Source organism: Pelagerythrobacter marensis (genome assembly GCF_036700095.1).
Lineage (GTDB): Bacteria > Pseudomonadota > Alphaproteobacteria > Sphingomonadales > Sphingomonadaceae > Pelagerythrobacter > Pelagerythrobacter marensis_A.
Genome location: NZ_CP144918.1, coordinates 1,849,121 through 1,871,165, shown reverse-complemented (window position 1 = coordinate 1,871,165; position 22,045 = coordinate 1,849,121). Strand labels below are relative to the sequence as shown.

The 22,045-nt window shown below is 65.7% G+C and carries 20 protein-coding genes; 1 reads left to right on the top strand and 19 read right to left on the bottom strand.

Annotated features, from left to right (window positions below; all coding sequences use genetic code 11):
- Window positions 1–4 precede the first annotated feature (4 nt).
- Complete coding sequence (locus V5F89_RS08810) at window positions 5–1,222, bottom strand: hypothetical protein (RefSeq protein ID WP_338445287.1); 1,218 nt, start codon at window positions 1,220–1,222, stop codon at window positions 5–7.
- A gap of 60 nt (window positions 1,223–1,282) precedes the next feature.
- Complete coding sequence (locus V5F89_RS08805) at window positions 1,283–1,591, bottom strand: Hpt domain-containing protein (RefSeq protein ID WP_338445286.1); 309 nt, start codon at window positions 1,589–1,591, stop codon at window positions 1,283–1,285.
- A gap of 71 nt (window positions 1,592–1,662) precedes the next feature.
- Between V5F89_RS08805 and V5F89_RS08800 the strand changes: the two genes are divergently transcribed.
- Window positions 1,663–4,302 (top strand): ATPase, encoded by a 2,640-nt coding sequence (locus tag V5F89_RS08800; protein WP_338445285.1) that lies wholly within the window; start codon window positions 1,663–1,665, stop codon window positions 4,300–4,302.
- Here the strand turns inward: V5F89_RS08800 and V5F89_RS08795 are convergent.
- From V5F89_RS08795 to V5F89_RS08715, 17 genes are all read right to left on the bottom strand, one after another.
- Window positions 4,291–4,560: a DUF1467 family protein gene (locus V5F89_RS08795; protein WP_338445284.1), complete on the bottom strand. Its 270-nt coding sequence runs from the start codon at window positions 4,558–4,560 to the stop codon at window positions 4,291–4,293. The two genes, V5F89_RS08800 and V5F89_RS08795, sit on opposite strands and share 12 nt — an antisense overlap.
- Window positions 4,561–4,564: 4 nt before the next feature.
- A complete protein-coding gene (locus V5F89_RS08790; RefSeq protein WP_338445283.1) occupies window positions 4,565–6,214 on the bottom strand; it encodes a ribonuclease J in 1,650 nt (549 codons plus the stop codon).
- On the bottom strand, window positions 6,211–7,002 hold the full coding sequence (locus tag V5F89_RS08785; protein WP_338445282.1) for a type III pantothenate kinase: 792 nt from the start codon (window positions 7,000–7,002) through the stop codon (window positions 6,211–6,213). Before V5F89_RS08785 ends, V5F89_RS08790 begins: the two co-directional genes overlap by 4 nt.
- A 12-nt stretch (window positions 7,003–7,014) precedes the next feature.
- Entirely contained in the window at window positions 7,015–7,725 is a 711-nt protein-coding gene (locus tag V5F89_RS08780) for a biotin--[acetyl-CoA-carboxylase] ligase (RefSeq protein WP_338445281.1), read from the bottom strand.
- Entirely contained in the window at window positions 7,722–9,182 is a 1,461-nt protein-coding gene (gene nuoN / locus V5F89_RS08775) for an NADH-quinone oxidoreductase subunit NuoN (RefSeq protein WP_338445280.1), read from the bottom strand. Before nuoN ends, V5F89_RS08780 begins: the two co-directional genes overlap by 4 nt.
- Complete coding sequence (locus V5F89_RS08770) at window positions 9,182–10,744, bottom strand: NADH-quinone oxidoreductase subunit M (RefSeq protein WP_338445279.1); 1,563 nt, start codon at window positions 10,742–10,744, stop codon at window positions 9,182–9,184. Before V5F89_RS08770 ends, nuoN begins: the two co-directional genes overlap by 1 nt.
- Window positions 10,744–12,807, bottom strand: a complete 2,064-nt coding sequence (gene nuoL, locus V5F89_RS08765; RefSeq protein ID WP_338445278.1) for an NADH-quinone oxidoreductase subunit L — start codon at window positions 12,805–12,807, stop codon at window positions 10,744–10,746. The genes V5F89_RS08770 and nuoL overlap by 1 nt, the downstream gene beginning before the upstream one ends.
- Before the next feature lie 6 nt (window positions 12,808–12,813).
- Entirely contained in the window at window positions 12,814–13,119 is a 306-nt protein-coding gene (nuoK, locus tag V5F89_RS08760) for an NADH-quinone oxidoreductase subunit NuoK (RefSeq protein ID WP_338445277.1), read from the bottom strand.
- Window positions 13,116–13,739 carry an NADH-quinone oxidoreductase subunit J gene (locus tag V5F89_RS08755; RefSeq protein WP_338445276.1) on the bottom strand — a complete coding sequence of 208 codons (624 nt, stop codon included), beginning with the start codon at window positions 13,737–13,739 and terminating at the stop codon, window positions 13,116–13,118. Before V5F89_RS08755 ends, nuoK begins: the two co-directional genes overlap by 4 nt.
- A gap of 143 nt (window positions 13,740–13,882) precedes the next feature.
- Window positions 13,883–14,368, bottom strand: a complete 486-nt coding sequence (gene nuoI / locus V5F89_RS08750; protein WP_338445275.1) for an NADH-quinone oxidoreductase subunit NuoI — start codon at window positions 14,366–14,368, stop codon at window positions 13,883–13,885.
- Complete coding sequence (nuoH, locus tag V5F89_RS08745) at window positions 14,365–15,423, bottom strand: NADH-quinone oxidoreductase subunit NuoH (RefSeq protein ID WP_338445274.1); 1,059 nt, start codon at window positions 15,421–15,423, stop codon at window positions 14,365–14,367. Before nuoH ends, nuoI begins: the two co-directional genes overlap by 4 nt.
- 217 nt (window positions 15,424–15,640) lie before the next feature.
- Window positions 15,641–17,638, bottom strand: a complete 1,998-nt coding sequence (gene nuoG / locus V5F89_RS08740) for an NADH-quinone oxidoreductase subunit NuoG (RefSeq protein ID WP_338445273.1) — start codon at window positions 17,636–17,638, stop codon at window positions 15,641–15,643.
- Window positions 17,639–17,755: 117 nt separating this feature from the next.
- Window positions 17,756–19,051, bottom strand: a complete 1,296-nt coding sequence (gene nuoF, locus V5F89_RS08735; protein ID WP_338445272.1) for an NADH-quinone oxidoreductase subunit NuoF — start codon at window positions 19,049–19,051, stop codon at window positions 17,756–17,758.
- Window positions 19,048–19,188, bottom strand: a complete 141-nt coding sequence (locus V5F89_RS08730; RefSeq protein WP_338445271.1) for a hypothetical protein — start codon at window positions 19,186–19,188, stop codon at window positions 19,048–19,050. Before V5F89_RS08730 ends, nuoF begins: the two co-directional genes overlap by 4 nt.
- Entirely contained in the window at window positions 19,188–19,856 is a 669-nt protein-coding gene (gene nuoE / locus V5F89_RS08725) for an NADH-quinone oxidoreductase subunit NuoE (protein ID WP_338445270.1), read from the bottom strand. The genes V5F89_RS08730 and nuoE overlap by 1 nt, the downstream gene beginning before the upstream one ends.
- A gap of 120 nt (window positions 19,857–19,976) precedes the next feature.
- Window positions 19,977–21,191, bottom strand: a complete 1,215-nt coding sequence (locus V5F89_RS08720; protein ID WP_338445269.1) for an NADH-quinone oxidoreductase subunit D — start codon at window positions 21,189–21,191, stop codon at window positions 19,977–19,979.
- The gene (locus V5F89_RS08715; RefSeq protein WP_338445268.1) at window positions 21,188–22,036 is read right to left on the bottom strand and encodes an NADH-quinone oxidoreductase subunit C; all 849 of its coding nucleotides are present in this window, start codon (window positions 22,034–22,036) and stop codon (window positions 21,188–21,190) included. The genes V5F89_RS08720 and V5F89_RS08715 overlap by 4 nt, the downstream gene beginning before the upstream one ends.
- Window positions 22,037–22,045 lie beyond the last annotated feature (9 nt).

Genomic DNA, 22,045 nt, shown 5'->3' with positions numbered 1-22,045 from the left:
GGCCCTAGCGCGACATAGTTAAATCGGCGTTATCCGTCGACGCCCGGCAATTGCTGGCAAGAAAGACAAGGCCGATCAGGGCGATCGCCTGGATCGCCGGAAGAAGCTGGCCGGTCGCGGCGCAGGGGACCAGCAGGGCCGCGAGCGCCGCCCGGTCGGTGGCGACGACCGAAGCCACGCCGGCGCCCGCCCTCTGCGTCGCGCGCAGAGCGAGCAAGGCGACAAGGCCGGCGAACACCCATGCGGCCAGCGCGGCGGACGGCGCGACCAGCGCGACCACGGCGAGTATCGCCGCATCGACGGCCAGCCCCGGCACGGCGCGCAGCAGGCGACCAGACCATCCGCGCATCGGCTCGTCGCGCAACAGGGCGCCGAGGGTCAGGCCCATTCGCAAGAGGAACGCGCCCACGGCGAGCAGCCCGAAAGCGACCGCGGCCATCTGCCCATGCGCCGCGAGCAGCGCTCCCCCCAGGCCGAGGAATCCGCCGGCAAAGGGAAGCAGCGCGCGGCCGCGGCGGGCAAGGAACCGCGGGGCGAATGCCAGCGATATCCGGTCGGCTGTCGCGTAAGCGGGCGCCGCGAACGATGTCGGCACGATCCGCCGGTGGAGCCATGCCGCCTCGAAAGACTGCGCGTCCCGCTCGTCGCGCAGCAGCGTCCAGCGGCGCTCCACCAGCGACGCGCGCGGCAGGGGCACCAGCCGCATGCCGGATTGCAGCCCCACGCGCAGCAGCGCCGGAACGGCGTCGACGTCGATGGGCATTTCGGCCAGGCGCTCGACCGCGGAACCGGGCAGGCGCGCCAGGCCGGCCCAGGCGTGATCGCGATCGATCCGTTCGAACCCTGCCTCCAGCCCCGCCTCGGCCGGCAGGGTGACGATCCCCGGCCGTTCGGCGAGCAATTCGCCCGCCGCCAGGGGATCGGGCACGACGCCTTCGGCAAACACGAAGAGATCGTCCTGCGCCTTCACCAGGCCCGACAGCGCCCGCGCGCTGCCCAGGGCATGGAAACTTGCCCCGGCCTGCTCCGCATGATGCAGCAGGGGCAGAACCGCTTCGTCCAGCCCTTCGGCGAAACAGACGATCCGCTCGCAGCCCAGCCGCAGGGCAAGATCGAGCTGGAACGCAGCGGCGCTGCGGCCGGCGACGGTCAGGTGGCCGCGAACCGGCCCCTCGCCGTCGTCTCCGGTCGGATGGATTGCCGAAAGGATCGCGACCCGCAATTGGCGTCTCCCGCGTGAAAACACGCGAATTTAGGCGCGCCGGGCGCACCTGCCAAGCGATCAGCCCGATCCGGCGGAAAAGGACCTGGTAAAGTCCCTCAGCTTTCGGAGGATTACCGGGTCGCCGGGTGCAGCCGCGATCGCATCTTCGGCGAGCCGGAGCAAGGGCCCGGCGTGGAAGCTTGCGGCGAGCCCTTTCAGGCGCAGCGCGGCCACTTCCCAATTGCCGTCGCACCGGGCCCGCCCCAGCAGGTCGATCTGACGTTCGAGACTTTCGACAAAGGCCGCCCGCAGTTCCGCGAGCAGCGCGGGATCGTCCCCCGCCGCGGCCGCCAGTGTGGCATCGAGGGTGCCGTTTTCATGGACCATCGGGCTCAACCTATCGTAAAATAGGTTAAAACAGGGTTTCAGAAGGAAAGTTTCGTGATAGCGTCCGCCCAATGAACGGGGGATCCCATATCAGGGCCATTGGTTCCGACACACCGGTCGACGCGCCGGCGAACGGCGAAAACGCCTTCGCGGACCCTGCGGCGATCGAACCCGCTGCCGCAGAAGCCGGCGACGACGACGCAAACGGTTTCACGGAAGCGGATGGCGATCGGGCGCCGAAACGTGGCTGGCTGGTGCCTGCCCTGGCCGTCCTTGCATTCCTCGCCTGGACGGCATTCTTTGTCTGGACATATCGGGGCCCGATGCTGGACGGCGCGGGCCCGGGCCAGTGGATCGGCTGGATCAGCCAGTGGGCCACCCCGGTCGCCCTCGTGGCGGTCCTGTGGCTGCTTGCCACCCGCAACAGCCGCCGCGAGGCGCGCCGTTTCGGCGAAGTCGCGCAACTGCTTTCGCATGAATCGCAAATGCTCGAAGCCCGGCTGGCGACGGTCAACCGCGAGCTGAGCCTGGCCCGCGAATTTCTTGCCTCGCAGTCGCGCGAGCTGGAATCGCTCGGGCGCGTCGCCACCGAACGTCTTTCCACCCATGCCGATCGCCTGCAGGGCCTGGTTCGGGACAACGGGCAGCAGGTCGATGCGCTGGCGAGCGTCAGCACGACCGCGCTCGACAACATGAACAAGCTGCGCGACGATCTCCCGGTCATCGCGAATTCCGCGCGCGACGTTTCCAGCCAGATCGGCAATGCCGGGCGCATCGCGCGGGACCACGTTGACGAGCTGGTCGCCGGGTTCGAGCGTCTCGACGACTTCGGCCAGGCAAGCGAACGGCGGGTCGATTCGCTGCGGAGCCGCATCGACGAGGCGCTTCGCCTGTTCGAAGAGCATGGCGAGCAGCTGGACCACGCGACTGCCGAGCGGCTTTCCGCCCTGCGCGAGAAGAGCGAAGCATTCCGCGTCGATCTCGAAGCGCGGGAGATCGAAACGCTCGCCGCGCTCCGCCGGCGGGCGGACGCGCTGTCGGAAGAGCTGCGCACGGCGCACGAGGCGCTCGCGACGGAGGAGGAGGAAGCCCTCGTTTCCCTGCGCGCGCGCCTGGGCGGCCTGCGCGACGAGGCGAAAACGATCGGCAATGCGCTGCGCGAGGGCGAGCAAACCGCGCTCGAGAGCTGGAACGCGCAGATCGAGGCGATGCAGGCCCGGCTCGCGGAAGCGATCGACACGATCAAGGGCATAGATGCAAATGCCCTCGCCGCTGCCAATCGCAAGCTGCAGGCACTGAAGTCCGACGCCGAGACGGTCGACCGCGGGATCGAGGAACGCGACCGTCAGCTCGCGGAACGCATGGCGGAACGCCATGCCGCGCTGGACGCTGCGCAAGGCGAAATCGCCGAAGCCTTCGCCGCGCGGCTGGCCGAGATCGACACCGCTATCGCCGAACGGCGCGAGGCGCACATTGCGCAAGTGGACGAACTGGCCGGCAAGGGCGAAGCGATCACCGCAAGGATCGCGCAATTGCGCGACGAGGCCGAAGCGATAGCGCGCCATGGAGGCGAGACCGAGGAAGCCCTGACCGGCAGCCTCGAGCGGCTGGAAGCCAAGCTCGTTGCCAGCCGTGCGTCGCTCGCCGGAACCGACGAGGCCGTGGCCGGCCTGACCGAAGCGAGCGTCCGGCTGCTCGAGCTGCTTCGGGCGAGCAGCCAGCATTCGGCCGAGGACCTGCCGGCCGCGATCGGCGAGGCCGAAGCGCGCCTTGCTCTCGTGGAAGAGCGGGCCACGGCGCTGAAGGATACGGTCGAGGAAGCGAGCCTCACCGGAGCCAGGCTTTCCGAATATGTGGCCGGTGCGCAAGATACGGGCCGTGAGACGATAGCCGATATCGACGCGCTGCATGAACGCTTCGCGCAGGCGAACGAAACTTACGCCGACCAGATCGCGCGGCTGCGCGATACGATCGCGAGCCTGGGCGAAGAGGGCGCAGCCGTGGCCGGAAAGGCGCAGGACGACCTTCGCGAAGCGATCGAAACGCTGGAAATGGCGGCGCGGTCGGCCCGCGCTGCCATCGGCGAAGATGCCGGCGAGAGCATTCGCGAACTGGCCGAACGGATCGGCGACGAAACCTCGCGAGCCCTCGATGCGGTGATCCGGGAGAAGGCCGAACAATCGATCGGCCAGCTCGAGAAAGCGGCGTCGAAAGCATCGGATTCCAGCCGGCAGGCAGCGGTTCAGCTGCGGGATCAGCTGGCCAAAGTGGACGAGCTGGCAGGCAATCTGGAAACCCGCGTCGCCCGTGCGCGCGAACGGGCCGAAGAGCAGGTGGACAACGATTTCGCCCGCAGGATGGCGCTGATCACCGAAAGCCTCAATTCCAACGCGATCGACATCACCAAGGCGCTCTCCAGCGAAGTGAGCGACACCGCCTGGGCTTCGTATCTGCGCGGCGATCGCGGCATCTTCACGCGGCGCGCGGTGCGGCTGCTCGACAATGCCGAAGCGCGCTCGGTCGCTGGCCTTTACGAAAGCGAACCGGAGTTTCGCGAGAACGTGAACCGCTACGTCGCCGATTTCGAAGGCATGTTGCGCACCATGCTTTCAACCCGCGACGGCAATGCGCTGGGCGTGACGCTGCTCAGCTCCGACATGGGCAAGCTCTACGTCGCGCTGGCCCAGGCGATCAAGCGGCTAAGAGGCTAGCCGCGTCACGTCGAGGTCGGAAACCCCGATCCAGCCATATTGGTAATTGAGCGCGAAGAGGCCGGTCAGAACCGCCGCCAGTATCGTCGCTCGCACCACGACCCGCCATGGACGGAAATTGCCGGGGGCGCTGTCGGCCTGGCCCGGGACTTTGTCGAGCCCCAGTTCGTCGTGCGTGCGAATGCCCCAGGGCAGCATCACGAAGGCGCTGAGCACCCATACGAGCAGGTAGATTGCAAGGAACGAGGTCCATTGCATCGCATCAGCCCCCCACCAGCACGACCTTGACCTGCGGGCTCTTGCCCGACCAGCGGCGGGCCGCACGACGCGCGGCGAGGCGCGCGGCTTCGAAAACTTCGTCGCGATCGCGGCGCGCCTTGCCCCGCAACTTGGCGATTGCGTCCAGGACATCGCTTCTGGCTTCCAGAAGAAACTCGTCCATATCCTCCTCCAGCGGGAGGCCGAAGGATTCGAGCGTCACGTCCTCCCGCTTCGGCCCCAGAATCACCACCAGCGCGCCTTCCGCCGCAATGCGCCGCCGCATGACGATCCCCTCGCCGTTCGCCGGGGCGATAATGTCGCCATCGAGCACGAGGCGGCCGGCGTGCACTTCGGCAATCTTGCCCGGCTCGCCCGGCGCCAGACGCACCATGTCGCCGTTCTTCTGCGCAATGGCGCGGGGGATGCCGTGGGCGAGGCCGAGCCGAGCCTGTTCCTGTATATGGCGCATTTCGCCGTGCACCGGGACGAGCATCTGCGGCCGCAGCCAGCCGTAGAGCGCCTCCAGCTCCGGCCGGCCGGGGTGGCCCGAGACGTGGATCTCGCTCTGCCGGTCGGTCACCATCACGATGCCGCGCTCGGCCAACTGATTTTGCAGCCGGCCGATGGCAATCTCGTTGCCCGGGATCTGGCGGCTGGAAAACAGGATCACGTCGCCTGCAACCAGCTCGATCGGGTGATTGCCCTCTGCAATCCGAGCGAGTGCAGCGCGCGGTTCGCCCTGCCCGCCGGTCGCGACGATCAGCACTTCGCCCCGCGGCAAACGCATGGCGGTGTCGAAATCGACCAGAGCGGGCAGATCTTCCAGATAGCCGTTGTCCTGCGCGACTTCGATGATCCGGTCCAGCGAGCGCCCGGCGACGCATAGCTGGCGGCCGGTCGCCTTGGCCACTTCGCCCAGCGTATGCAGGCGCGCGACGTTGGAGGCGAAAGTGGTCACCAGCACGCGCCGCCCCGCGTGGCGCTTCACCTCGTCCATCAGGCCGGCATAGACCGCCCCTTCCGAACCGCTCGGGTTGGGATTGAAAACATTGGTCGAATCGCACACCAGGGCGAGCACGCCCTCGTCGCCGATGGCGATCAGCTCTTCCTCGGTCGTGGGAACGCCCACGATCGGGTCTTCGTCCAGCTTCCAGTCGCCGGTGTGGAACACCCGGCCGTAAGGGGTGTCGACCAGCAGCGCGTGGCCTTCGGCGATCGAATGCGCGAGCGGCACATAGGAGATGCCGAACGGCCCCAGCCGGAACCGATCGGTGTTGTCGACAACGTTGAGCTTGACCTCTCGCGTCAGCCCCGCCTCGTCCAGCTTGCGCCGCACCAGATCGGCCGTGAACGGCGTGGCGTAGAGCGGCACGCCCAGTTCGTCCGCGAAGTAGGGCACCGCGCCGATATGGTCCTCGTGCGCGTGGGTCAGGACGATACCGACCAGATCCTTCGCCCGCTCCTCGATGAATTCGAGATCGGCGAACACCAGGTCGACCCCGGGGTATTCGCCGCCCGAGAAGGTCATGCCGAGATCGACCATCAGCCACTTGCCGTCGCACCCGTAGAGGTTGACGTTCATGCCGATCTCTCCCGAACCGCCGAGCGCGAGGAACAGCAGTTCATTTTCGGGAGTGAAATCCTTCCTCATGCCGATGCCCTCTCGGCCAGCAGGGCAAGCCCTTCCAGCGTCAGGTCGGCATCGACCGCGTCGAAGATTTCGGTGTGCTCGTCGAACAGGATCGCCAGGCCGCCGGTGGCGACGACTTTCGCGGGCCGGCCGATCTCTTCGCGCATTCGGGCGATAAGGCCCTCCATCATGGAAACGTAGCCCCAGAAAACCCCGATCAGCATCTGGTCTTCGGTATTGGTGCCGATCACGCTCGCCCCGCGCGGCGCCTCGATCGCGATGCGCGGCAGCTTCGCGGTGTTGCCGACCAGGGCATCGAGCGAAAGGTTGATCCCCGGTGCGATGATCCCGCCCTTGTAGGCGCCGTTGAAATCGACGGCGTCGAAGGTCGTCGCAGTGCCGAAATCGACCACGATCAGATCGCCCGAATAGCGCGCATGGGCCGCAATGGCGTTGAGCGCCCGGTCGGCGCCGAGCGAGCGAGGTTCGTCGACATCGATCGCCATGCCCCAGCCGGCCGCCCCTTCCCCCGCGATCAACGGCGTCAGGCCGAAATATTTCTCCGCCAGCACGGTCAGGTTGTGCACCGCGCGCGGAACGACCGAGCCGAAGATGATCTGCGTGATCGCATCGCGCGCGATCCCTTCGATCTTCATCAGCTGGAGCAGCCAGACCGCGTATTCGTCGCCGGTGCGGCGCGCATCGGTGGCGATCCGCCAGCGCGCCCGGATCTCGCGCCCCCCCTCGTCCGCCATGGCGAACAGGGCGAAGACCACGTTGGTGTTTCCGACATCGACGGCGAGCAGCATGACCGTTTTCCTTCAACCGAGCGTGACGTCGCCTGCATGGATGGCACGGGTCGTCCCGTCTTCCAAGCGCAGGAGCAGCGAGGCATCGGGCGCCAGCCCGGCAAACCGGCCCGAAATCGCCGCCCCGTCCGCATCGTGCACGCGCAGCGGCGTCTCCACCGGATGGGCGGCCGCCAGCCATCGGCGGATCAGCGGCTCCACGCCGAAGCTGCGCCAGCGTTCCAGCTCGCGGTCGAACGTTTCGGCGAGCGTTGCGGCAAACGAATCCCGGTCGGGCGCGGGGCCGAGGTGCGCCAGCGCCACGGTGGGCCGATCCGGCAGGTCGGGCGCTTGCGCCAGGTTGATCCCGATGCCGACGACGACCGCATCGCCCGCCCGCTCCAGCAAAATGCCCGAAAGCTTCGCCCCGCGCAGCAGCAGATCGTTGGGCCACTTGATGACGAGCGCCCGCGGATCGGCGAGGAGCGGCAGAACCGCTTCGTAAGCCGCCAGGGCCGTTACCAGGGTCAGGGTATGGGCCGGAGGGTCGCCCGCCCCCGGCCTGACCACGGTCGATCCCATGAAGTTTCCGGCGCCGTCGGACCAGGGCCGCCCCTGCCGCCCGCGGCCCGCCACCTGGCGATCCGCGACCAGCCAGTCCCCCTCCGCCACCCGCTCGCCGCCGCGCAGGCGCGCGGCGAGGTCGGCGTTGGTCGATCCGGTTTCGGCGACGATCTCGATCAAGCGATCAACAGCAGCGCCTGCGCCGCGCGGTCGGCGAAGTCGCCCAGCACGCGGGTCAACAGGTAACCGAGCGGGGAAACGATCACGGCGGTGACACCCAGGATCAGCCAGTGGGCCCAGTCGCTCCTGCCCGTCACCACCCCGACCGGCTCGTCGAAATACATCACCTTGACGACTTTGATGTAATAGAACGCGCCGATCACGCTGGCCGCGATACCGATGGCCGCCAGTGCCACGAGATCGGCCTCGACCGCGGCCCAGAACACCACGAACTTGCCCCAGAAGCCGAACAGCGGCGGAATGCCGGCCAGGCTGAACATCATCATCGCCAGGCAGAGCGCGAGCAGCGGGCGCGTGCCGGACAATCCGGCAATGTCGGCCAGGTTCTCCACCTGCTCACCCTGCGCATTGCGCAGCATGAGCACCGCGACGAAGCTGCCCAGCGACATTGCGACATAGATCGCGAGATAGACCAGCATGGCCGAGACCCCGCCGGCCGTGCCCGCGGCAAGGCCGATCAGGATGAAGCCGACGTTGTTGATCGAGGAATAGGCCAGCAGCCGCTTGAGATTGCTCTGCCCGATCGCGCCCAGCGCGCCGACCACGATCGAGGCGAGCGCGGCGAAGATCACGATCTGGCGCCAAGCGTCGGTCTGGCCGCCGAAGGCATCGAGCGCGACACGCGCCGTCAGCGCTATGGCGGCGACCTTCGGCGCGGTGGCGAAAAAGGTCGTCACGGGCGTCGGCGCACCTTCGTAGACGTCGGGAGTCCACATGTGGAACGGGACGGCGGCGATCTTGAACGCCAGCCCGGCGAGGACGAAGATCAGCCCGAACAGCATGCCCATCGACAATTCGCCGGCCATCGCCGCGCGCACGCCTTCGAACGAGGTCGTGCCGGTGAAGCCGTAGACGAGGCTGGCGCCATAGAGCAGGATGCCGCTGGCGAGCGCGCCGAGGACGAAATACTTGAGACCCGCTTCCGCCGAGCGATCGTCGCTGCGCATGAACGACGCCAGGACATAGGCGGCAAGGCTGTTGAGTTCGAGCCCGATATAGAGCGTCATGAAATCGGTTGCCGAAACCATGATCGCCATGCCCAGCGTGGCCAACAGCATCAGCACCGGATACTCGGGCCGCAGCCCTCCGTCGCGGTCGAAGAACTTCGGAGCCACCATCAGGCAGCCGATCGCGGACAGGAAGATCAGGATCTTGGCGAAGGACGCGAAAGCATCGGCCGCGAACTGCCCGCCGAAGGCAAGCGTATCGGCGCCCATGGCACCGCTGCAAAGAGCCGGCGCGGCGAGGAAACTCGCCCCGCCCAGCGCGATCGCGGCAAGAATGCCGACCGGGCGGCCGGAATTGCGGCTCCACGCGGCAAAGAGCAGCAGCGCCAGCGCCGACAGGCTCAGCACGATTTCCGGCGCGATGAGCGCGAGGGAAGACTTGAGGTCCATCAGTGCGCTCCCTCCGTCTCGCCATCCGCAGCGTCATGTTCGCCCGCAACCGCATTCGCGGGCTCGGCAAGCGGCGGGCCGACGGCCAGGTCTGCGTCGCTATCGGGCTCTGCACGCGCCAGGCGCGCATCCAGCGCGGCGATATCCTGGCGCATGGGCGCGAGGAAGCTTTCGGGATAGACGCCCATCCACAGGACCGCCGCCGCGATCGGTGCCAGCATGGCCCATTCGCGCGCGTTCAGATCGGGCATGGCCGCCGCGTCGGCATTCTTCTGAATGCCGAAGGCAATGCGCCAGTAGAGATAGAGCATGTAACCCGCCGCAAGGATGATCCCGGTGGTGCAGACCAGTGCGACCCAGGAATTAACCTGATAGATTCCGGCGAGGCTCAGGAACTCGCCGACGAAACCGCTCGTGCCGGGCAGGCCGATGCTGGCCATGGTGAACACCATGAAGAACAGCGCATACCTGGGCATGTTGATCGAAAGCCCGCCGTAGCGGTCGATCTCGCGGGTGTGCAGCCGGTCGTAGATCACGCCGACGCACAGGAAGAGAGCGCCCGAGACCAGCCCGTGGCTCAGCATGACGATCATCGCGCCTTCCAGCCCCTGGACGTTGAAGGCGAACAGCCCGACCGTCACGATCGCCATGTGCGCAACCGACGAATAGGCGATCAGCTTCTTCATGTCCTGCTGCACCAGCGCGATCAGGCTGGTGATGACCACCGCCGCCATCGACAGGCCCCAGATCAGCCAGACGAACTGCGCGCTCGCTTCGGGGAACATCGGCAGGCTGAAGCGGATGAAGCCATAGCCGCCCATCTTGAGCAGCACGCCGGCCAGGATGACCGAGCCGGCCGTGGGCGCCTGCACGTGGGCATCGGGCAACCAGGTGTGCACCGGCCACATCGGCATCTTCACCGCGAAGCTGGCGAAGAAGGCGAGCCACAGCCATGTCTGCGCCGCCGGCGGGAAGTCGTATTGCATCAGCGTCGGGATGTCGGTCGTCCCCGCCTCGTTCACCATCCACAGCATCGCAATCAGCATCAGGACCGAGCCGAGCAGCGTGTAGAGGAAGAACTTGTAACTGGCGTAGATCCGGTCCTGCCCGCCCCAGATGCCGATGATCAGGTACATCGGGATCAGGCCGGCTTCGAAGAAGATGTAGAACAGGAACAGATCCTGCGCCGCGAACACGCCGATCATCAGCAGTTCCATCAGCAGGAACGCCGCCATGTATTCACCCACGCGCCGGGTAATCGATTCCCAACTGGCGAGGATGCAGATCGGCATCAGGAACGCGCTCAACACGATCAGGAGCAGCGCGATGCCATCTATGCCCAGTGCATAATTGAAACCCGCGAACAGCGCGTAACGTTCGGTATACTGCCACTGCGCGCCGCCAATATCGAAATTCACCCACAGCGCGATGGCCAGCGCCAGGTCGATCAGCGTGGCGGCGAGCGCGATCGCGCGCGCCGCTTTCGCCTCCACGAAAAGGCATGCGATTCCCGCCAGCAGCGGCACCGCCAGCATCAGCGAAAGGATCGGGAAGCCCCCCATTACATCAGCACCCAGGTGACCGCGGCGACCAGGCCGAGAAGCATGATCAGCGCGTAGCTATAGAGATATCCGGATTGCACCTTGCGCGCCGCCACTGCGCCGTGCGCGACGACCCAGGCGGCGCCGTCGGGCCCGAAGCGGTCGATAATGCCCTTGTCGCCCCGCTTCCAGAGCTGGCGGCCGAGCCAGAAGGCCGGCTTCACGAAGACGAGGTCGTAAAGCTCGTCGAAGTACCATTTCCGGTAGACGAAGTTGTGCACGAGGCTGAACTGCTCGACGAACTTGCCGGGGATCGAGGTGTCGCGGATGTAGGCGAGCCAGGCACCGAACAGGCCGAGCAGCATGACCACGCTTGCTGCCAGCTTCACCCACAGCGGCACGGCGTGCATCTCGTGGATCAGCGCCTCGTTGTAGAAGATCGAACCGCCCCAGAAGGCCGGGTCGTCCAGGAACGCGTGGCTGAACACCCAGCCCGCGAAGACGGCGCCAAGCGTCAGCACGCCAAGCGGGATGAGCATCGAAACCGGGCTCTCGTGCGGGTGGTATCCGGCTGTGCCGTCGTTCTCCTCGGTCGAGGGAACGTGGTGCACGGCATCTTCGCCCGCATCTTCCTGCGCCGGCGGGTTCGCCTCGTCCGGCTCGTCGTGGCCGTGGTGGACGGCATGGCGGATATGCTCGCTGCCCGCCCAGCGCGGCTTGCCCCAGAACGTCAGGAACATGAGCCGCCAGGAATAGAAGCTGGTCAGCAGCGCCGCGACAGCCCCCATCCAGAAAGCGAACGTGCCCAGCTCGGTCCCGCGCGCGAAGGCGACCTCCAGAATGGCATCCTTCGAATGGAACCCGGCGAAGCCCGCGTGCAGCCAGTAGATGCCGACCCCTGTAATCGCCAGCGTGCCGGCCATCATCGCCCAGAACGTCAGCGGGATATGCTTACGCAGCGCGCCGTAATAGCGCATGTCCTGTTCGTGGTGCATCGCATGGATGACCGAACCGGCGCCAAGGAACAGCAGCGCCTTGAAGAAAGCGTGCGTGAACAGGTGGAACATCGCCGCGCCATAGGCGCCGACGCCCGCGGCGAAGAACATGTAGCCGAGCTGCGAACAGGTCGAATAGGCGATGACCCGCTTGATATCCCACTGGGTCGTGCCGATCGTGGCGGCGAAGAAACACGTCGCCGCGCCCACAAACGTGACCATGCCCAGCGCGACCGGCGCCATCTCGAACATCGGCGAAAGGCGGCAGACCATGAACACGCCCGCGGTCACCATCGTCGCGGCGTGGATCAGCGCGGAAACCGGCGTCGGCCCTTCCATCGCGTCGGGCAGCCAGGTGTGCAGGCCGAGCTGCGCCGACTTGCCCATCGCGCCGATGAACAGGAGGATGCAGAGCACGTCCATCGTCTGCAAACGCATCCCCAGGAACCCGATCGAGCTGCCGCTCATCCCCGGTGCCGCGGCGAAGATTTCGGGGATCGAGGTCGTCTGGAACACCAGGAAAGTGCCGAAGATGCCGAGCATGAAGCCGAGATCGCCGACGCGATTGACGACGAAGGCCTTGATCGCCGCCTTGTTGGCGCTCGGCTTGCGGAACCAGAAGCCGATCAGCAGGTAGCTGGCGAGGCCCACCCCTTCCCAGCCGAAGAACATCTGCACCAGGTTGTCGGCCGTCACCAGCATCAGCATGGCGAACGTGAACAGCGAGAGGTAGGCGAAGAACCGCGGCTGGTCCGGGTCTTCCGCCATGTAGCCCCAGCTGTAGAGGTGGACGAGCGCGGAAACGGTAGTAATCACCACCAGCATCACCGCCGTCAGCGTATCGACCCGCAGCGCCCAGTCGAAGCTCAGCGCACCGGACTGCACCCATTGCAGCACGGGCACGACCTGCGCCTCGGCGCTGCCGGCAACGAAGCCGAGGAAAATCGGCCACGACAGCGCACAGGAAACGAACAGCGCCCCGGTGGTGAGCGATTTCACCACCGTGTTGCCCAGCGCGCGATTGCCCAGCCCGCCGACGATGGCCGCGAGCAGGGGCAGGAAGACGATGAGGAGAATCGACGTTTCCACCGGTGTTTATCCCTTCATCCGGTTGACGTCGTCGACCGCGATCGTGCCCCGGCCGCGGAAATAGACGACCAGGATCGCGAGCCCGATCGCCGCCTCGCCGGCGGCGACGGTCAGCACGAACATCGCGAAGACCTGCCCCGTCATGTCGCCCAGGAAGGCGCTGAACGCGACGAGGTTGATATTCACCGCGAGCAGGATCAGCTCGATCGCCATCAGGATCACGATCACGTTCTTGCGATTGAGAAAGATGCCCAGAACGCCAAGCACGAAGAGGATCGCGCCGACCACGACGTAGTGTTCGATACCGATCACAGCTCGACCCCCTTGCCGATGTCCGGCTTCTTCATCTCTGTCGCATCGCCTGGCCGGCGACGAATCTGTTTGCCGATATCCTGATGGCCGCGCGCGCCCTCGGGCCGTTCGCGGTGGGTCAGCACGATCGCGCCGACCATCGCCACCAGCAGGATGAGGCCCGCGACCTCGAACAGGAACAGGTACTTGCCGTAAAGCACTGCCCCCAGGTTCTCGATATTGCTGCGATCCACGATCGGCGCCGCGCTGCCATCGGCCACGCCCAGTTCCAGGGCGCCGGCGCGATAGGCGCCGATGCCCAGGACCAGCTCGGCCAGAAGAACCAGCGCGATCGCGATGCCGAGCGGAAAGTTCTTGATAAAGCCAGCGCGCAATTCGGCGAAATCGATGTCGAGCATCATCACGACGAACAGGAACAGCACCGCGACCGCGCCGACGTAGACGATCACCAGCAGCGCGGCGATGAACTCCGCCCCCACGATAACCATCAGGCCCGCCGCGTTGAAGAACGCGAGGATCAGCCACAGCACCGAATGCACGGGATTGCGCGCCATGATCGTGAACACGCCGCTGGCGATCACGAGAAACGCAAACAGATAGAACGCGAGAACCTGGATCATGCCCAAATCCTCCCCCCCCGGGGGAGGGGGACCGCCGCGCGCAGCGCGGTGGTGGAGGGGGCCCCCTCCGTCAGCGCTTCGCGCTGCCATCTCCCCCCAAGGGGGAGGGCTTTCACCCTCGAACCGTTCAGCATCGCGGCCCCCTATCTATACGGCGCATCGGCTTCAAGGTTCGCGGCAATCGCCCGCTCCCACTTGTCCCCGTTGGCCAGCAGTTTCGCCTTGTCGTAAAGCAGTTCTTCGCGCGTTTCGGTCGCATATTCGAAGTTCGGCCCCTCGACGATCGCATCGACCGGGCAGGCTTCCTGGCAGAAACCGCAATAGATGCACTTCGTCATGTCGATGTCGTAACGCGTCGTCCGGCGGCTGCCGTCGTCGCGCGGTTCGCTTTCGATCGTGATCGCCAGCGCCGGGCACACCGCCTCGCACAGCTTGCAGGCGATGCAGCGCTCTTCCCCGTTGGGATAGCGGCGCAGCGCGTGCTCGCCGCGGAAACGCGGGCTGATCGCGTTCTTCTCGAACGGATAGTTGATCGTCACCTTGGGCTTGAAGAAGTATTTCAGCGTGAGGGCATGGGCCTTCACGAATTCCCACAGGGTGAACGACTTGATGAGATGGGCGACGCTCATGCGGCGACTCCGTAACGGGTGATCATCAGCCAGCCGCTCACCAGCACCACGAACACCAGGCTCAGCGGCAGGAAGACTTTCCAGCCGAGGCGCATGAGCTGGTCGTAGCGGAAGCGCGGGACGGTGGCCTTCACCCAGCTGAAGATGAAGAAGAACAGGAAGATCTTGGCAAAGAGCCAGATCCAGCCCGGGATGTCGAACCACGGGATCAGGTCCACGTTCAGCGGGGGCAGCCAGCCGCCGAAGAACAGGATCGCGTTGAGCGCGCACATCAGCAGGACGTTGGCATATTCGCCCAGCCAGAAGAGCGCGAAGCTCATCGAAGAATATTCGGTCTGATAGCCGGCAACCAGTTCGCTTTCCGCCTCGGTCAGGTCGAACGGCGCGCGCGCCGTCTCGGCCAGTGCCGAAATCAGGAACATGATCCAGATCGGGAACAGCAGCGGGTTGAAGAAGAACCCGTTGACCAGTCCCAGCCCGTGGCCGCGCTGCGCCTCGATAATGCCGTTCATGTTGCTCGTACCGGCCCACATGATGACGCAAACGAGGATGAAGCCGATCGAGACTTCGTAACTGATCATCTGCGCGGCGGCACGCATGGCGGAGAAGAACGGATACTTCGAGTTCGAAGCCCAGCCCGAGACGACGACGCCGTACACGCCGAGCGAGCTGATCCCGAGCACGTAGAGCAGGCCGATGTTGATATCGGCCAGCACGGCGTCGGGCCCGAACGGGATCACCGCCCAGGCGAGCAGCGCGACAGTGAACGTCACGATCGGCGCGATCAGGAACAGACCCTTGTTCGCGGCCGAGGGGACGATCGTTTCCTGGAGGAAGACCTTGAGCCCGTCGGCAAAGCTTTGCAGCAGGCCGAACGGGCCGACCACGTTGGGCCCGCGGCGCAGCGCGATCGCGGCCCAGACCTTGCGGTCGACGTAGATGATCATCGCGACGGCCAGCATCAGCGGCAGCGCGATCAGCAGGATGCCGGAGACCGTGGCGACGAACCACGCCCACTCGTAGCTCATGCCGAGCGATTGGAAAAACGCGGTCATTGCCAGCGACTCCCGATAACCGATCTGGAAATATAACCAAATAGGTTGCAAAAGTCAAGAACAAAATGCGAACAAAGTCGCCCGATCCTCCCCCCCTGGGGGAGGGGAACCGCGACGCGAAGCGTCGTGGTGGAGGGGGTGCGCACCTGGAAAACCCCCTCAGTCAGCGCTACGCGCTGCCAGCTCCCCCAGCGGGGGAGCATCCGGTTAGCCCCCATCATTCCGCCGCCTCCAGGATTTCCTCACCGTGGAGCAGTTCGGCCGAGCATTCCTGCATCACCGCGCTGGCGCGGGCGATCGGGTTGGTGAGGTAGAAGTCCTTGACCGGGTAGGAAATCCGCCCCTTGGCTTTAACCGCCTTCGCCTTCGGCAGCGCGCCCAGGTCGGCCAGGCCTTCCTCGCCCAGCGCGGGCACTTCGGCGATCATCGCCGCCTGCAATTCGGCGAAGCTGTCGAAGCCGACCTCGACCCCCACGCTATCTGCCAGCGCGCGCAGGATCGTCCAGTCCTCGCGCGCGTCGCCCGGCGCGAAGACCGCTTTCTCGGCAAATTGCACGCGGCCTTCGGTATTGACGTAAGTCCCGTCCTTTTCGGCATAGCTCGCCGCGGGCAGGACGATGTCCGCCGCATGCGCGCCCTTGTCGCCGTGGTGGCCGATATAGACCTTGAGGCTCTGGTCGAAGGCCGACCAGTCGACCTCGTCCGCACCCAGCGCGAGGACGACCTTCGGCTGCGCCTTCGCGATATCGGCGATCCCGCCCTTCTGCGCATATCCCAGCATCAGCCCGCCCATCCGCGCGGCCGCGGTGTGGAGCACGTTGAAGCCGTTCCACCCTTCCCGCTGCCAGCCCTGCGCCAGGCCGAGTGCTGCGTGGAAGGCCCCTGCGGCAAGGCCGCCCGCGCCAACGATCACCGCCGGTCGTTCGGCCTTGTCGAAGGCCTCGGCGACATGCGCCGGCAGGTCGTGCAGCACGCCGGCATCGTCGCCGAGAAATTCGGCCGGGTAAGTCGTCTCCCACTGCGGGCCGACCACGAAGACCCTGGCGCCCCGCTGTGCCGCCTTGCGCAGGCGGACATTGACCAGCGCCGCTTCCCAGCGGACGTGGCTGCCGACGATCAGGATCGCATCGGCCGTCTCGATCCCGGCGAAGGTCGAATTGAACGCCACCGCGGCCAGGTTGTCGGCCGGATAGTCCATTCCGGTCTGCCGCCCTTCGAGCAGTGTGGAGCCCATCGCGCCGAGCAGTTTCTTGGCCGCGAACATCGTCTCGCAGTCGACCAGATCGCCGGCGATAGCGGCGACGCTGCTACCGGGCTTGACGGAGGCGATCTTCTTGAACGCTTCCTCCCAGCTTGCCTGCTGCAGCTTGCCCCGCTTGCGAATCCAGACTTTGTCCAGCCGGCGGCGGGTCAGGCCGTCGACCATATAGCGGCCCTTGTCCGACAGCCATTCCTCGTTGACATCGTCGTTGTTGCGCGGGAGCGCGCGCATGACCTCGCGGCCCCGGCTGTCGAGGCGGATGTTCGCGCCGACCGCGTCGCTGACGTCGATGCTCAGCGTCTTCTTCAGCTCCCACGGCCGCGCCTCGAACGCATAGGGGCGGCTGGTCAGCGCGCCGACCGGGCACAGGTCGATCACATTGGCCGACAGCTCGTGCTGGACCGCCTGCTCCAGATAGGTCGTGATCTGCATGTCCTCGCCGCGGCCGACCGCGCCGATCTCGTCCACGCCCGCGATCTCTTCGGAAAAGCGCACGCAGCGGGTGCAGTGGATGCAGCGGGTCATGATCGTCTTGATCAGCGGGCCCATGTATTTCTCGGTCACCGCGCGCTTGTTCTCGTGATAGCGCGAGCCGCCGCGGCCGTAGGCGACCGCCTGATCCTGCAAGTCGCACTCGCCGCCCTGGTCGCAGATCGGGCAGTCGAGCGGGTGGTTGATGAGCAGGAACTCCATCACGCCTTCGCGCGCGGTCTTGACCATCTGGCTGTCGGTGCGGATCTCCTGCCCGTCGGTGGCCGGGAGCGCGCAGCTCGCCTGCGGCTTGGGCGGCCCCGGCTTCACCTCGACCAGGCACATGCGGCAGTTGCCCGCGATGCTGAGGCGTTCGTGATAGCAGAAACGCGGAATCTCCTTCCCCGCCAGCTCGCACGCCTGCAACACGGTCGCGCCGTCGGGAACCTCGATTTCCTGACCGTCTACGGTGACTTTAGGCATGACACACTCCGTCATGCTGAACTTGTTTCAGCATCCATCCCGCCGCCTGACCTGACGGCGCGGATGGAGAGATGGACCCTGAAACAAGTTCAGGGTGACGATTGAAGGTGAATGCGTTCATTCCGCGGCCTCCGCGAACTTCGCGTTGTGTTCCTCGATCCGCCGCTCCAGCTCGGGGCGGAAGTGGCGGATGAGGCCCTGGATCGGCCAGGCCGCCGCGTCGCCCAGCGCACAGATCGTGTGGCCTTCGACCTGCTTGGTCACCTGGTGCAGCATGTCGATTTCCTCGATCGCCGCATCGCCGGTGCGCAGGCGCTCCATCACGCGCCACATCCACCCGGTGCCCTCGCGGCACGGGGTGCACTGGCCGCAGCTTTCGTGCTTGTAGAAATAGCTGATGCGGCTGATCGCGCGGACCACGTCGGTGGACTTGTCCATCACGATCACGCCCGCGGTGCCGAGGCCGGAGCCGAGTTCCTTCAGCCCGTCGAAGTCCATCGGCGCATCCATGATCTGCTCGGCCGGCACCAGCGGCACCGACGAGCCGCCGGGGATGACGGCCAGCAGGTTGTCCCACCCGCCGCGAATGCCGCCGCAATGCTTCTCGATCAGCTCACGGAACGGGATGCTCATCGCTTCCTCGACCACGCAGGGCTTCTCGACATGGCCGGAAATCTGGAACAGCTTGGTGCCCGCGTTGTTCTCGCGCCCGAAGCCCGAGAACCAGCTTGCGCCGCGGCGCAGGATCGTGGGGACGACCGCGATGCTCTCCACGTTGTTCACCGTCGTCGGGCAGCCGTAGAGCCCCGCCCCGGCCGGGAACGGCGGCTTGAGCCGCGGCTGCCCCTTCTTGCCTTCGAGGCTTTCGATCATCGCGGTTTCTTCGCCGCAGATATAGGCGCCCGCGCCGCGGTGCATGAACACGTCGAAATCGTATCCAGACCCGCTGGCGTTCTTGCCGATCAGCCCGGCGTCGTATGCCTCGTCGATCGCCGCCTGCAGCGTCTCCGCCTCGCGGATGAACTCGCCGCGAATGTAGATATAGGCCGCGCGCGCGCGCATCGCGAAGCCGGCGCAGAGCGCGCCCTCGATCAGCTTGTGCGGATCGTGGCGGATGATCTCGCGGTCCTTGCACGACCCCGGCTCGGATTCGTCGGCGTTGATGACCAGGAAGCTCGGCCGTCCGTCCTTGCTTTCCTTGGGCATGAACGACCACTTGAGGCCGGTCGGGAACCCGGCGCCGCCGCGGCCGCGCAGCCCGGAAGCCTTGATTTCCTCGACAATCGAATCCTGCCCGCGCGCGATCAGGGCCTTCGTGTCGTCCCAGTCGCCGCGCGCCTGCGCCGCCTTCAGGCCCCAGTCCTGGAAGCCGTAAAGGTTCGTGAAGATGCGATCCTTGTCAGCGAGACTCACGCGAACCCTCCCTGCGAAACGAACCACGCCGCCGCGACGACGATCAGCGCGATCGCGCCGAACTTGACCAGGCCGACGAGGACCTTCCACGCGATGAACACCAGGATCAGCGCGACGATGATGGCGACGATGTCCATTACCATTCGCCCCGGTAATCGTGGTTGGCCTCGACCATGTCCTTCAGCGTGGTCGGCCCACCCAAAGGCTCGCTGGTATGGCGGCCGGGCTCCTGCGTCCCGGTCTTGGGCTGCTCGCCCGCGGCCAGCGCGTCGAGAATGGCGTCGAGCCGCTCCGGCGTCAGATCCTCGTAATTGTCGTCGTTGATCTGGACCATCGGCGCGGTCGCACAATTGCCCATGCATTCGACTTCGGTGAGAGTCCACAGGCCGTCTTCCGACACGGCGCCTTTCTTCATGCCGCGCTTCTTGCAAGTCTCGAACAACCCGTCGGAACCGCGCAGCATGCACGGCGTCGTGCCGCAGACCTGGACGTGATATTTGCCCACCGGCTTGAGGTTGTACATGAAATAGAACGTGGCGACCTCGAGCACGCGGATCACCGGCATGTCGAGATAGCGCGCGACATATTCGATCACCGGCAGCGGCAGCCAGCCCTGCGTATCCGTCTCTTCACCGACTTGGCGTTGCGCCAGGTCGAGCAGCGGCATCACCGCAGAGCGCTGCCGCCCCTCGGGATAGCGCGCAATCGCCTTGTCCGCTTTCGCCTTGTAAGCGGGCGTGAATTCGAACGATCCCCAGCGCTCGCGCAGCTCGGGGGTGTCGGGCACGGGTTGACGGTCAGCCACGACGATCCCTCCGGATCGTCGCCCGGGACTTGATCCGGGGTCCCGCTGCATCGAGGTGCGACGGAAGAAAAGCGGGATTCCGGATCAACCCCGGGATGACGGTGGTGTGGTGTTGCATAGTCACCGGTCGCACTCCCCGAACACGACGTCGATGGCGCCGAGGATGGCGGTGGCATCGGGCAGCATGTGGCCTTTCGACATGAAATCCATCGCCTGAAGGTGGCTGAACGCGGTCGGGCGGATCTTGCAGCGGTAGGGTTTGTTCGACCCGTCGCTGACCAGATAGACGCCGAATTCGCCCTTCGGGCTTTCGGTCGCGACGTAGACTTCGCCGGCGGGCACGTGGAACCCCTCGGTATAGAGTTTGAAGTGGTGGATCAGCGCTTCCATCGACTGCTTCATCTCGCCGCGCTTGGGTGGAGAGACTTTGCCGTCGGTGCTGGCGATCGGCCCTTCGGGCATTTCGGCCAGGCACTGCTTGATGATCTTCGCGCTTTCGTAAACTTCCTTCACGCGCACCATGAAGCGGTCGTAGCAATCGGAATTGGTGCCGACCGGGATTTCGAAATCCATCCGGTCGTATACGTCGTAAGGCTGCGACTTGCGCAGATCCCAGGGGATGCCCGCGGCGCGGATCATCGGCCCCGAAAAGCCCCAGCGCAGGGCGTCTTCCTTGCTCACCACGGCAATATCGACGTTGCGCTGCTTGAAGATGCGATTGTCCATGACAAGGCTCATCGCATCGCCGAACAGCTCGGGCAGGCGGCCATCCACCCAGTCGCCGATGTCGGTCAGCAGCTTCAGCGGCACGTCCTGGTGGACGCCGCCGGGACGGAACCACGCGCTGTGCATACGTGCGCCCGATGCCCGCTCGAAGAAGTTCATGCAGTCTTCGCGCAGTTCGAAGACCCACAGGTTGGGCGTCATCGCGCCCACGTCCATTACGTGCGCGCCGATGTTCAGCATATGGTTCGAAATGCGCGTCAGCTCGGCGAACAGCACGCGCAGGTACTGCGCACGGATCGGCACTTCGACGTTGAGGAGCTTTTCGATCGCCAGGACGTAGCTGTGCTCCTGGCACAGCGGGGAGCAGTAATCGAGCCGGTCGAAATAGGGCAGCGCCTGCAGGTACGTCTTGTGCTCGATCAGCTTTTCGGTGCCGCGATGCAGCAGGCCGACATGCGGATCGATCCGTTCGATTACCTCGCCGTCGAGCTCCATCACCATGCGCAGCACGCCGTGCGCGGCGGGGTGCTGCGGCCCGAAGTTGATCGTGTAGTTGGAGATCACCTCGCCTTCGGTGGTCGGCGAGTCTTCGGCTACGAGACCGCTCATTCGCCCTTCTCCTTCGGCTCTGTCGCGGACTTGGTCTCCCGCGTCTTGCCCTCGCGCTTCGCACGATCTTCGCGATCTTCGGTCGGCTCGGGGGCGGATTCTTCGAGTTCGCTGTCGCCTTCGGCAGGGGCCGCGGCGCTGACTTTGTCGGCGGCTTCCTCGTCGGCCTTCGCACCGGCGCCGGTTTCGGAGGGCTTCTCGGTCGTCTTGGGTTCGTCGACCGGCGGTGTCGCAGCCTTCTCGTCGCCGGGCAGAACATAGTCCGCCCCTTCCCAGGGGCTCATGAAATCGAACTGGCGCAGCTCCTGCGGCAGGTCGACAGGCTCGTAAACGACGCGCTTCTCCTCTTCGGAATAGCGCAGTTCGTGATAGCCGGTGAGCGGAAAGTCCTTGCGGAAAGGATGCCCCTCGAACCCGTAGTCGGTAAGGATTCGGCGCAAGTCGGTGTTGCCGTCGAACAGCACGCCGTAAAGGTCGAAAACCTCGCGTTCGAGCCAGCCGGCGTTGGGCCACAGCGTGGTGACCGTCGGCACGGGCGTCTTTTCCGACGCCGTCACCTTCACCATGACCCGGTGGTTCCGGGTTACGCTGAGGAGCATGTAGACGACTTCGAAACGCTCGGCACGCTGGGGGTAATCGACCCCCGCGATCTCCATAAGCTGCTGATATTCATGCTCGTCGCGCAGGAGGCGCAGAGCATCCTCGATCGAATCGCGCTTCACGGTCAGCAGGATTTCGCCGTGCTCCTCGTGCGCATCGACGAGCATCTTGCCGAGCGCTGCGGACAGCGCAGCCTTCACGCCGTCGTTGGAGGCGTATCTGGGGGCGGAATGAACAGCGGTCATTGTCGGGCA

Coding starts and splice junctions, on each gene's coding strand:
- V5F89_RS08805 (WP_338445286.1), bottom strand. CDS start 1,591: ATGGTCCATGAAAACGGCACCCTCGATGCCACACTGGCGGCCGCGGCG.
- V5F89_RS08800 (WP_338445285.1), top strand. CDS start 1,663: ATGAACGGGGGATCCCATATCAGGGCCATTGGTTCCGACACACCGGTC.
- V5F89_RS08795 (WP_338445284.1), bottom strand. CDS start 4,560: ATGCAATGGACCTCGTTCCTTGCAATCTACCTGCTCGTATGGGTGCTC.
- V5F89_RS08790 (WP_338445283.1), bottom strand. CDS start 6,214: ATGAGGAAGGATTTCACTCCCGAAAATGAACTGCTGTTCCTCGCGCTC.
- V5F89_RS08785 (WP_338445282.1), bottom strand. CDS start 7,002: ATGCTGCTCGCCGTCGATGTCGGAAACACCAACGTGGTCTTCGCCCTG.
- nuoN (WP_338445280.1), bottom strand. CDS start 9,182: ATGGACCTCAAGTCTTCCCTCGCGCTCATCGCGCCGGAAATCGTGCTG.
- V5F89_RS08770 (WP_338445279.1), bottom strand. CDS start 10,744: ATGGGGGGCTTCCCGATCCTTTCGCTGATGCTGGCGGTGCCGCTGCTG.
- V5F89_RS08755 (WP_338445276.1), bottom strand. CDS start 13,739: ATGATCCAGGTTCTCGCGTTCTATCTGTTTGCGTTTCTCGTGATCGCC.
- nuoI (WP_338445275.1), bottom strand. CDS start 14,368: ATGAGCGTCGCCCATCTCATCAAGTCGTTCACCCTGTGGGAATTCGTG.
- nuoH (WP_338445274.1), bottom strand. CDS start 15,423: ATGACCGCGTTTTTCCAATCGCTCGGCATGAGCTACGAGTGGGCGTGG.
- nuoG (WP_338445273.1), bottom strand. CDS start 17,638: ATGCCTAAAGTCACCGTAGACGGTCAGGAAATCGAGGTTCCCGACGGC.
- V5F89_RS08730 (WP_338445271.1), bottom strand. CDS start 19,188: ATGGACATCGTCGCCATCATCGTCGCGCTGATCCTGGTGTTCATCGCG.
- V5F89_RS08720 (WP_338445269.1), bottom strand. CDS start 21,191: ATGAGCGGTCTCGTAGCCGAAGACTCGCCGACCACCGAAGGCGAGGTG.
- V5F89_RS08715 (WP_338445268.1), bottom strand. CDS start 22,036: ATGACCGCTGTTCATTCCGCCCCCAGATACGCCTCCAACGACGGCGTG.